Consider the following 9,850-nt stretch of genomic DNA (forward strand, 5'->3'; position numbering starts at 1 on the left):
GCCCTGGTTTCCTACGCTTATTTTTCTTCCCTGCTTCTTCTTTTCCTATTTCTCTTTAAAATCTGTTGCTTCTCTAAGACTGATTTTCTCTTAAGTTGACGCTATGTTTACCACATTGGGGTCTGACCCCACTGTGGTCAACTTAAAAACTCCGTCCCCAATGGTTCCTTCTTTACATTCCAATATGGTTCTATTAATACATAGGAGTAGTGTCTCCATAATAATTTATTTGTCTCTTTACATTCCAATATGGTTCTATTAATACGGAAGATTTCATGCGGATCTTCGGCGAAAACTGCCCTTTACATTCCAATATGGTTCTATTAATACTTGTGATTACACTTCCGGCAGGCAGTTACTCCAACTTTACATTCCAATATGGTTCTATTAATACGAAGCTGATGCAGGTGGTTCTTTCGGTACTGGACTTCTTTACATTCCAATATGGTTCTATTAATACTTATGTAAGCTATTGAACTGTCAACCGTCTGATATCACTTTACATTCCAATATGGTTCTATTAATACTGCTGTGAACCATCTTCTTGATTTCTTCTTGCTCTCCCTTTACATTCCAATATGGTTCTATTAATACCTCTTGATACTCCCATGATTTCGGCGAACTGAACTTCTTTACATTCCAATATGGTTCTATTAATACTGCGCTGTCCGCAGGAGCCGGCGGCGGCGTCTGTTTCTTTACATTCCAATATGGTTCTATTAATACGATTCTGGGAAGAACGAACAACCCGTCCGGAAAAGACTTTACATTCCAATATGGTTCTATTAATACGTGATTCAATTACCATATGTTGGTTAAATTTTAAGTGACTTTACATTCCAATATGGTTCTATTAATACTCGTCTTCCACAAATGCCTTTCTCATAAGCATTATTCTACCACTTTCTGTCGACCTTGTCATTTCTTATTTTTTCGGGACCCATAATCTTCTATTATGATCCATTAAATCACCTGTTTTTCCTTAATATAAAGGCTTTGTCGACCTCCCACACTTTTCTCCTTATCACAGGTCGACAATTTTCTTTCTTGAATTAACTTATTAAAGTGTTTGTTGTTTTTTTACTGGCATCCAAGCAGATGCCAGTTTATAGTTTATACTCTTTTCACAGAACTTTTATCTCAGGTTTCGAGTACCTGACCCCTAGTGGTTCCCCTAGCACGGTGAAAATCAAAAGTCAACAATTACCGCATCAGATAACGGAAGCATTATTGTAGAGTTCTGTCTCTGTCGAAAAAGAATCTCTTTTGTGAAACGGCGCAAACGTGATCCCCTGGCATAAAATCTATTGTATTATTCATTGCATTTTTTCTATATTTTCTTCTTATAATCCAGTTCCGTTTGTTTCTATCACATGTTTATACCAAAATGCTGAATCTTTCATGATTCTCTGCTGGTTCCTGTAGTCTACATACACAAGTCCAAATCTGTCTGAATAACCCTTTGCCCATTCAAAATTATCCATCAAAGACCACTGGAAATATCCTCTGATATCTACTTCCTCTGCTGCCTTTTTCAGTTCTCGTAAATATCTTGCAAGAAAATCAATTCTGTTTGGATCATGCACTTTTCCATCTAATGAGATCACGTCATGGCAGGATAATCCGTTCTCTGTGATATAAATTGGCTTGTGATATCTTTCATATAAGAACTTCGGTCCCCACTGCAGACATTCCGGTGTTACCGGCCATTGGATCGCAGTCTTTGGAAAACCTTCATATCGACAAACCTCCTGTGGTTTCCCGTCTTCTCCCATACGGATACATCTTCCATTATAGATATTCTGTCCATAGACATCGATTGGTTCTAAGATCAGACGCATATCTTCTTCTGTGATTTTCGGAAGATATTTTTCATAACGCTCCAGTCCTTCTTCCGGATAATGTCCTAATAAGACCGGATCTGACCACCAGGATACATTCCATGTCCAGTTACTGTCGTCCTCCTGAAGGGAAAAATATGCCTTTCTTGCAGCCTCGATATCTTCCGGCCGATCTGTTTCCGGATAACAGACAGATGATGTTGGCGCATATCCGATCGTCAGTTTCTGTTTTCCATAAGCACGGAGCATCTGTACAGCTCTTCCATGTGCTTTCATAGCATTGTGTGCCATTTCAAAGGTATCTCTCATCGGTGCCTTTACTCCCGGTGCATGTTCTCCGGTAAGGAAACCAAGTCCGACAAAGCACTGTGGTTCATTCAATGTAAAGAAATGACTTACCCTGTCACTGAATCTTTCTGCAACAAGCTTCGCATATTCTCCAAACCATTCCACGATCTGCGGATTCATCCATCCGCCTCTTTTATAGATTTCATACGGAAGTTCCCAGTGATACAAAGTAATATATGGTTCGATCTTATTTTCCACAAGCTCGTCGATCAGATGGTTATAGAATTCAATACCTTTCTCATTCACTCTTCCGAAGCCTTCCGGTAAAACCCGCGACCAGTCGATGGAAAAACGATAAGCTTTCAGGCCCATTTCTTTCATTAACTGAACATCTTCTTTATATCTGTGATAATGATCACATGCCACTTCACCGGTGTGACCGGAATATATTTTCCCCGATTCTTTTGTATACACATCCCAGATATGCTCGCCTTTGCCATCTTCTTTTACTGCGCCTTCGATCTGATACGCACTTGTTGCTGCACCCCAGGCGAAATCCTCAGGGAATCCTACATTCTTTCCATTTTCTTTTCCCATATTTTTCTCTCTATTCTTTTTAGTACATGTTCAACAAAAAGCCTTAATTTTACTGACTTTACTCCTTTGCTTTAATTCTCTTTCGGAATCGGCGGTATATCAGGAAATAATTGTTTCATTTCATCTACTGAACTCGCTTTAGCCCATTCAGGCATTCCTGTTTTCCACACTAAACTATCTGTTGTAAAATGTCCCGCAGTCATCAGTTGCCTTAATGTATTGAGATCATATGGGCCTGTTGCCTGTCCATTCACTGCAACATAATATGAAATACCTGGAACTGGCGGTGGAGTCATGCCATTTTGTACCTGCTGATTCATCCCTGCCATCATATTATTCATAGAACCAGCTATATTCTGTCCTACGGCACCGCCAACAGCCATACTTGCCATCATTGCAGCCATATTGAATCCATCTCCGCCACCAGAAAGATTTACATTTCCAGCTCCATTGACTCCCATTTTCCCCAATGCCTCAGCACCGGCAACTCCAACTTCTGCTTGCTTTTCAACTTGAAATGCACCCAGATTATTAGTCTGTGTCTGTTTATGCTGGGCATATTGAGACTCTTCTCTCTGAATTCGTAAACTTTCTCCATAATGCTCTACATCTATTCGCTGTCGATCTGCAATATCTTTAACTTTCGCTGCTGTCTCCGCCTTAATAGTTGCGGTCGTTACATCTTTGGTTACACTCATAAGTTGCCGGTAACCTTCGCTTGATTTGTCAATTTCTATTGTTCCTATGTCAATTCCTGATACATCTACTCCAAAATCTTCTTTCAGTCTTTCACCAATATCATATTCAATGGCATCATTGATTTCAGATGTTTTAGCTTCAATTCGCACTAAAGGTATATTATGTATTGCCGGCGCATTTGCAACGATGTCTTTCACATATCTAATCACAACATCCCGAATCTGTTTTTGGAAATCATCAAGATTAAAATTGCTCAATCTATGCAACTTAATAAATTGACGATAATCGGTAATCTTAAAGCTGATAGTTCCGCTTACGGCAACCGGCACTCCAAAATCATCAAAACGCGGATCATACACATCAAAAAATGGTACCCCAAACTTTATCTGTACAATCTGAGCAAGATTTATAAAGTATATTTCTGCTTGAAATGGTGTTCCCCCATCATAAGCCAGCCCTACAATACTAGCAAGCACAGGAAAATTTGCTGTTTTTATTGTCTGATCAAAAGGACCAACAATAAAGTCTTGCATAGTACCATCTTTTTGCTTATATACAAATACTGCAACTTCACCATCTTTTACCCTTAACGAAGACCCCCAACGAATCGCATTCTCTCTATTATTCCCCTGACTCGCTCCTGCTGGATGCCATTTCCAAATTAAATACGAAGGCTCATCACAACGAATTTCATCCATAAATCCGCCTTTTCTTTTGTTTTTATTGAATAATCCCATATATGTAACCTCCCGCCGTTAAAACTATATCAATAGCTCATTACTCATCATTTTCCCTTATAGAAGAAATCAATTTCATATAATCATCTTTGTAGTCGTTACCAGAAACTTTATTCGTTTGCACATAATAAACATAAAACCATCTACGATCTTTTTCGGAAGGAAAACAGAAACAATATCCATTTGCATCTACAGATGTAAGCCAATTAATTTTTTGGTTACATGAAAAACGATACAGAATTCCCTTAACTCCATAAGCAGATTCAAACACCTCATTATCAATGACATCTCCATCTGTAAACATTGAAGCTATCATATCAATCATGTTTTCATTATCCTGATATAAGCCATCAAACGACACACCATAATCATCATCTGTTTCAACAGGATATGCTATACTCAACATTACAAGTTTTTCGCCCTTTTCAGCATAATACTGAAGATATTCGTTTTTACTTCCTTCCTCTTCCCAATAATCAGGAATATCAAAAACAAAATTTTTCACTTTCAGAGATTCATAAGTTCCTTCTGCAAACCCTTTCTCTTCAATATCGTTTGAATCAATTGATATATGCATCTCTTTTTTATTCTCATAATAATATATATACAGTTGATATCCTTCCTCATTATGTGCAGAAAACATTCCTTCTGTCTTTGTTATATCAACCGTAAATCCATTATTTCTACATTCTTTTACATATTCTTCATACATTTCTGTTGAAGTTTTATATATTTCAACAGAAAACTGTTTCTCCATTTCCATAGTAACCTTGCCATACTCTGATTCCGGTTTTGGAAGAAGTGTTGTAAACTGATTTTCTTGCCAATCATATTTTTGATCATAATCCTTATTATCTGCAAGATTACCTATACCATTTTTGCCACTACGAACACCCATAAAAGCAACAAAAATAATAATAACACCAACTGTCAGTAATAATCTTATCCTTAGTTTCTTTTTAACAATATTACTGTTCTTTAAAATTTCCTGATACGTCTCATTTGCAATTTTATCTCCTGGAAACAATATTTCTGCCTTCTCATGAAGTTGCTCCGCTTTCTTTGTCCACAAGCGCATCCAATATGAATTATTAGCATTAATTTTTTCCGCCGCTAAAAAAGCGACTTTAGATTTTATAAACAGCAATGCTTCTAATATTGAACCTCTATCATTTGGGAACGGAAAATTCTCTATAATAGTAGCTTTATATTTTTCATCCGCTGTCAGTGCAGGAGCCTTATCCGTTCGTAAAAGGGGACGGAATACATAAATCAGTAACGGAATACATGCAAAATATAAATTTAACAAAACCCATCCTATCTTTTTCCATTTTCCCCATGTAGACCACCCTTTTTTAGGTATTTCTGGGCTATTAGCAATACGTCTATCGCACTCTTCTATTTGTGCAATAAACTTGTCTAATGATTCCGAGACTCTTGAAGAATTTATTTCATGACCGCATGCTGGACAAATAGCTGTAAAACTCGGTAATTCTTCACCACATGCTGGACATTTAATAATTTTCCCCGCATATTCTTGTTTCCGTTCGGAATAAGAAATTTCACTATCCTTTTCATTTTGTAATGGAGCACTACAATTTTGACAAAACTGAGCATCTGCATTATTCTCTTGTCCACACTTGGAACAATATATTCGTTTTTCCTTTTTCATATCTTTGTTCTAATCCCCTATAAACATTTGTTAGGCAAAGGCCCTATGATATAATCACTACCCAATCATAAAGAGTCTCTTTCATCGCAAATCGCATCACAAATATCTCCAATATTACATTTAAGATATCCACATATACGCAAAAGCACTGACAAAGCAACTTCTTCATTACGACGTAACTTTGTCATAGTTCCACATGCTATATTCAAATCTTTACGCAATGTCGCTGGAGTTATTTCTTTTTCCGCAAGCATAACCCATAGCTTCTTATAACTTATCTTCATAAATCAAATCCCCCAAACCTCAAAGAATCATATACGTTTACTTTCATTTTTTCATCTGATTTCATATATTAAATATAATCTCGAATCATTATATTGTCAACAAACATTACCTATATTATGCTTATTTTCCACAACTTCTTGTGAATTTTATATCCATACTCTCTTTCTCTCAATAAATAATATTTTCAAAAAAGAACAGCCTTTTAGTCAGCTCAGCGTCCCAAATTCCATTTCCCAAAACAGTTTCCGGAAGCCGGAAATCCACATAAATCCATCTCTTCTCTTTTTTCCATTAAAAAACCCTGTTCCAGGATTTCTCCTGAGACAAGGTTTTTGGTGGTTCTTTTGGGTTTATTTTTCTTCTTTTGGGCTGGAAGCGGATGAAGATTAAATAAACGGGAGGCACTGGTTTTTGACAAGGGATGTTACAAAAAAAAATGTCAAAAGGCCAGTGTGAAAAAATAGCTGTCCTTTCGCACCCTCTTTTGACACTTTTTTCGTAATTTCATTTGTCAAAACCGGGAAGGCTTTATCCATAGGATATCGAGATAATCCGGCTGCAACAGACTATCTTTTTTATTCTTTTTTCGGACAATCTTTCCGCGCCCCTCCTTTTTTTCTGTTCATTTTTTAAATCTCTTTTTCTTTTTTTCACAGACCTTTGATGCCTGGTTTTTGGTATACGGTAAACCATCCGTACTACTCTAACTTTAAGCCGCCGTTTCCGGCGGCAAGGTTTTAAATATTAGTTGCTTTTGCTTTGCTCCGGCATATTTCTGGAAGCTTTTTAGACCATGGAAGGATATCATCTATAAAACTGTATTCCCTGTCATCCTGATGGTCTTTTAGTACAGTCAGGACATATTCAAGATACCGGAGGGGATTCAGGTTATTAGCTTTTGCTGTTTCCGTGATGCTGTAGATAATGGCACTGGCATTTGCGCCATCCAGACTGTCGATCAGTTTCCATGTATGCTTATGAAGGCAAAAACTGCGCAGGGCACTTTCTGTCGCATTGTTATCCATAGGAATATCGCCGTCTTCCAGAAAGGCTTTCAAAGAAGCTTCCTGGTTGATGCAGTAATTGATCCCATCCAGAGTCTTTCCACGGGAAAGCTGGTTTTTAGACTGGATCTCTTTTGCCCATGCAAAGAAGGCCTCTACAAGAGGTCTGATGTTGGCCTGACGGTACATTTTTCTGGCTTTTGCAGGCTGTCCTTCCATCTGGTTATCCAGATGATAGACCGCAGCAATCCGGCTGACTGCTTCGTAGGCTATCGTCTCTTTTGCATTTTTCTGTGCTGCTTTTGGCAGGGCTTTTAACGCTTCCGCAAACCTGCGCCTTGCATGGGACCAGCAGCCTGCAAAGACGATGTCTGGATTTTCCCTGTCCAACTTCCTGTATGCAGAGTAACCATCGCAGACTACGATTCCTTTAAAATCCTTCAGGAATTCTTCCGGATGGTCCGCTTTCCGGGTGCGCTGGTATTCATACAGGATGATTGGGGTATCTGTATAACTCTTTCCGGTCCGGTAGATCCACATGTAACTTTTGCTGTTTGCTGGTCGCCCATCCTTAATCACCATGACCGGAGTCTCATCAACCTGAAGTACATGAAACTGATACATCTCCCTGTGGAGACGGTCATAAAGGATACCCAGATACCTGTCTGCACACTGGATCATCCAGTTTGCCATGACCTGTCTGGAGATATGGATGTCATTCCGTAAGAATTCCTGGCTGATCCTGTAAAGGGGAAGGCCGTTTACGTACTTGGCATTCATGATGCTTGCTGCAAGTGATGGAGTGAGCAGGCTGTTACGCAGCAGATCTTTTGGGCGGTCTGCTTTTATGATCGTCTGGTTATCCCTGCCGGCATAAACTGCCACGTGATGTTCCTCAACGGTATAGACAGCTGGCTGTACACGAACCCTTTTATATATCTCATCCGGAAGCTGCTTCCATCCATCTGTGCCAAAGACATCCCGGAGTTTTTCTTCTGACAGGGTATGGCTGATCACTTCAACCGGAAGATCCTTCAGATCTGCCTCGCGTTTTCCCTTACTCTTACGATGGCGCGGCTGTATCACATCTTCCTCAGCAGGCTCGACTACATACAGTGTTTCCGTAAGTGCTTCCGCCTCGTTAAAGATAAGTTCCAGTTCCATCTGTCCGGAGATCGTCTCCAGCTTTTCGGAAGAACGGCCATAACGCTTGTTGTTTGCGTCAGCGATCTGCTCGATAAGGCACTCCATGTTTATATTCAGCTGGCTGATCTGATCCTGCATGGACAGGATGACTGCCATAAGTGTTTCCCTGCTGAAACTATTCAGTTCTTCTTCTGTATATACTTTTGCCATGGATGCCCTTCTCCTTTATCTGATGTTTCTATTGTAACGCAAAGATAAAGAAAAAGCGAATCCGGCAGATAGGGCATCCGTCATTTTTACCAAGGTACTCCGGAATAAATGAAGACAGCGGATCATGAAAAGTGGATAACTTTTTTTCTGAGCCTATAATGACCGGAAGATATTTTTTTATTTTCTCTGTTTTGCACAGGACCTTATAAGACTTTCCCCGGTCTGACTTCCTGGATCGGATGGCGTGCAACAACTTCCAGTCCCTGCATGAGATACTGGTACTGCTCCGGTGTGATCTCAAGTGCTTCTTCTTTCGTGCGGGGCCAGTTGAATGCGCCTAGTTCCAGTCTTTTGTATAAGAGCAGGAAGCCATCGCCTTCCCAGACCAGCCCTTTGATACGGTCAGTCCGCCTTCCGCAGAACAGAAACAGGATATCTTTCTGATACGGATCCAGCTGGAAATTGAACTTGATGATGGATGCAAGGCCCTCCATTCCACGTCTCAGATCTGTGTAGCCGGTAGCCAGGTAGATCCTGCGGAACCCGGAAGCATCATTCAGCATGAAAGATCTCTCCGATCCGTGACAGGAGTTCTGCTGAAACGGAATTGGATATCTCTACAGAAACTGATCCTTTCCGGATGATGATATCTGGCTGGAATCCATTTCTGACAGGCTCCTGTTTTATTGGGAGGCTGATCTCTGCGAATGAGATCTTTTGCGGGCTGGTTTCATCTGCCGGATCTGTAATAACAGAAAGTTCCCTTGATGTTGAAGCAGCAAAAGCTTCTTTTCTGAGGATCCTTTGCCAGTAAAAGAATTGTTTGTCTGAGATCCCATTGGCTCTGCACCACTCGGTCTTATTCATACCGCTGTTCAAACATTCATTCATGATCTGGGTCCAATGTTCAATACGGACCTGACGTGTGATCTTATCCATAAGATTGCTCCTTTAAAAAACTTTTAGTTTTACAAAGGGATTATCTCATGGTTTTAGGCAAAAAGCACGGTACTAGCTATTTACCGTATACTTCTATTATGGGCCATTAAATCACCTGTTTTTCCTTAATATAAAGGCTTTGTCGACCTCCTGTTATTTTTTCCTTATCACAAGTCGACAATTTTCTTTCTTAAATTAACGTCCTAAAGCGCTTTGCTATTTTTTTACTGGCATCCAAGTAGATGCCAGTTTATAGTTTATACTCTTTTCACAGAACTTTTATCCCAGCTTTCGAGTACCTGACCCCCAGTGGTTCTCGACTCTTCTTTTACTCCCGATATGTTCCGTGAACTCTACTTTTACCGCTGGCCTGTGGAAACGAAATATAAGGAATTGAAAAGCAGACTCGCCATTGAAGATTTCAATGGTGCT

7 protein-coding genes and 1 CRISPR repeat array are annotated in these 9,850 nt (G+C 39.7%); all 7 genes read right to left on the reverse strand.

Annotation, left to right across the window (positions count from 1 at the left end):
* Positions 1–170: 170 nt before the first annotated feature.
* Positions 171–860: a CRISPR direct-repeat array (repeat unit 30 nt; unit sequence CTTTACATTCCAATATGGTTCTATTAATAC).
* A 483-nt stretch (positions 861–1,343) separates the two neighbouring features.
* The 7 genes from KQI39_RS16655 to tnpA all read right to left on the reverse strand — a co-directional run bounded on the left by KQI39_RS16655 (position 1,344) and on the right by tnpA (position 9,418).
* On the reverse strand, positions 1,344–2,726 hold the full coding sequence (locus KQI39_RS16655) for a GH1 family beta-glucosidase (protein WP_216419701.1): 1,383 nt from the start codon (positions 2,724–2,726) through the stop codon (positions 1,344–1,346).
* Positions 2,727–2,797: 71 nt separating this feature from the next.
* Positions 2,798–4,162 carry an SPFH domain-containing protein gene (locus tag KQI39_RS16660; RefSeq protein ID WP_216419702.1) on the reverse strand — a complete coding sequence of 455 codons (1,365 nt, stop codon included), beginning with the start codon at positions 4,160–4,162 and terminating at the stop codon, positions 2,798–2,800.
* A 40-nt stretch (positions 4,163–4,202) separates the two neighbouring features.
* The gene (locus tag KQI39_RS16665; RefSeq protein ID WP_216419703.1) at positions 4,203–5,834 is read right to left on the reverse strand and encodes a zinc ribbon domain-containing protein; all 1,632 of its coding nucleotides are present in this window, start codon (positions 5,832–5,834) and stop codon (positions 4,203–4,205) included.
* Between the two features lie 65 nt (positions 5,835–5,899).
* Positions 5,900–6,118 carry a helix-turn-helix domain-containing protein gene (locus KQI39_RS16670; protein ID WP_216419704.1) on the reverse strand — a complete coding sequence of 73 codons (219 nt, stop codon included), beginning with the start codon at positions 6,116–6,118 and terminating at the stop codon, positions 5,900–5,902.
* A 738-nt stretch (positions 6,119–6,856) separates the two neighbouring features.
* Entirely contained in the window at positions 6,857–8,479 is a 1,623-nt protein-coding gene (gene tnpC / locus KQI39_RS16675; protein ID WP_216419705.1) for an IS66 family transposase, read from the reverse strand.
* Positions 8,480–8,682: 203 nt separating this feature from the next.
* A complete protein-coding gene (tnpB, locus tag KQI39_RS16680; RefSeq protein WP_148446808.1) occupies positions 8,683–9,042 on the reverse strand; it encodes an IS66 family insertion sequence element accessory protein TnpB in 360 nt (119 codons plus the stop codon).
* Positions 9,032–9,418 carry an IS66 family insertion sequence element accessory protein TnpA gene (gene tnpA, locus KQI39_RS16685; protein WP_216419706.1) on the reverse strand — a complete coding sequence of 129 codons (387 nt, stop codon included), beginning with the start codon at positions 9,416–9,418 and terminating at the stop codon, positions 9,032–9,034. The genes tnpB and tnpA overlap by 11 nt, the downstream gene beginning before the upstream one ends.
* Positions 9,419–9,850: the final 432 nt, after the last annotated feature.

Source organism: Blautia sp. MSJ-36 (assembly GCF_018917985.1).
Lineage (GTDB): Bacteria > Bacillota > Clostridia > Lachnospirales > Lachnospiraceae > Blautia_A.

Coding starts and splice junctions, on each gene's coding strand:
- tnpA (WP_216419706.1), bottom strand. CDS start 9,418: ATGGATAAGATCACACGTCAGGTCCGTATTGAACATTGGACCCAGATC.
- KQI39_RS16670 (WP_216419704.1), bottom strand. CDS start 6,118: ATGAAGATAAGTTATAAGAAGCTATGGGTTATGCTTGCGGAAAAAGAA.
- KQI39_RS16660 (WP_216419702.1), bottom strand. CDS start 4,162: ATGGGATTATTCAATAAAAACAAAAGAAAAGGCGGATTTATGGATGAA.
- KQI39_RS16655 (WP_216419701.1), bottom strand. CDS start 2,726: ATGGGAAAAGAAAATGGAAAGAATGTAGGATTCCCTGAGGATTTCGCC.
- KQI39_RS16665 (WP_216419703.1), bottom strand. CDS start 5,834: ATGAAAAAGGAAAAACGAATATATTGTTCCAAGTGTGGACAAGAGAAT.
- tnpB (WP_148446808.1), bottom strand. CDS start 9,042: ATGCTGAATGATGCTTCCGGGTTCCGCAGGATCTACCTGGCTACCGGC.
- tnpC (WP_216419705.1), bottom strand. CDS start 8,479: ATGGCAAAAGTATATACAGAAGAAGAACTGAATAGTTTCAGCAGGGAA.